The organism is Glycocaulis albus (assembly GCF_014639075.1).
GTDB classification, from domain to species: Bacteria; Pseudomonadota; Alphaproteobacteria; order Caulobacterales; family Maricaulaceae; genus Glycocaulis; species Glycocaulis albus.
The window spans coordinates 1-983 of the sequence record NZ_BMFS01000023.1 but is presented as its reverse complement, the minus strand read 5'-3'; the positions used below and the strand labels follow the sequence as shown (position 1 = coordinate 983).

The 983-nt window shown below is 70.4% G+C and carries 1 protein-coding gene; it reads left to right on the top strand.

The genetic code is table 11. The features are described 5' to 3' along the window. Positions 1-103 precede the first annotated feature (103 nt). Positions 104-983 (top strand): IS110 family RNA-guided transposase (locus tag IEV75_RS13815; RefSeq protein WP_188453158.1); only part of this gene is annotated, 880 nt, incomplete at its 3' end.

Sequence of the window (983 nt, the reverse complement as noted above, 5' to 3'; positions counted from 1 at the left end):
GGAGCCCGTGAGCCGGCTGTGGCCCCGTCCCGCTTTGGCGTCAACAACCTGAACAGTTGCACGAGGCTGCTCCAACAGACCTCGCACCACAGGGACAGGCACGATGACTTTACATGATCGCTACGTCGGATGCGACGTGTCGAGGCTCTGGCTGGACATTTTTGATCCTGCCGAGGGCAAGGCGCGCCGCATCGCCAACACCCCCGCCGAGACTGCCCGCCTGGCCGCATCCATGGCGGCCAGCCGCGCCTTCGTCGTCTTCGAGGCGACGGGCGTCTATGATCTTGATCTGCGCCGGGCGCTGCATGGCGCGGGTGCCGCCTGCGCGCGCATCAACCCCACCACGGCGCGCCGCTACGCCCAGGCCCTCGGGCGCAAGGCCAAGACCGACGCGCTGGACGCCGCCGTGCTCGCCGATCTGGGCGCCCGGCTGCGGCCCGATCCCGATCCGGTCCCGTGCCCGCACCGCGAACGGCTCGGCCAGCTCAGCCTGCGCCGCGACCAGCTGGTCGAGGCGCGCAAGGCGGAGGTGATCCGGTTCAAGGCAACGCGCGACAGCTTCGTCAGCGCCAGCGTGCAGGCCCATATCGACTGGCTTGATGGGGCCATCATCGCCGCCGAGCACGAGATCAGCCAGCTCGTGGCAGGCCACCAGACCCTGCGCGCGCAGGCGCGCATCCTGGCCTCCGCGCCTGGCGTCGGCCCGGTCACCGCCCAGGTGCTGCTGGCACTCATGCCCGAGCTGGGCAGCGCCAGCCCCAAGCGCCTGGCCGCGCTGGCCGGCCTCGCCCCGTTCAACCACGACTCAGGTCAGCTCAGGGGCAAGCGATGCATCTCGGGCGGACGAAGGCGCGTGCGAAGCGCGCTGTTCGTCGCCGCCCTGCACGCCGCGCGCCGGTGCCCGGACCTCAAAGCGTTCGCAGACCGCATCACCCAGACCTCAAAAGCGCGAAAAGTCGCCCTCATCGCCGTCGCCCGAAAAC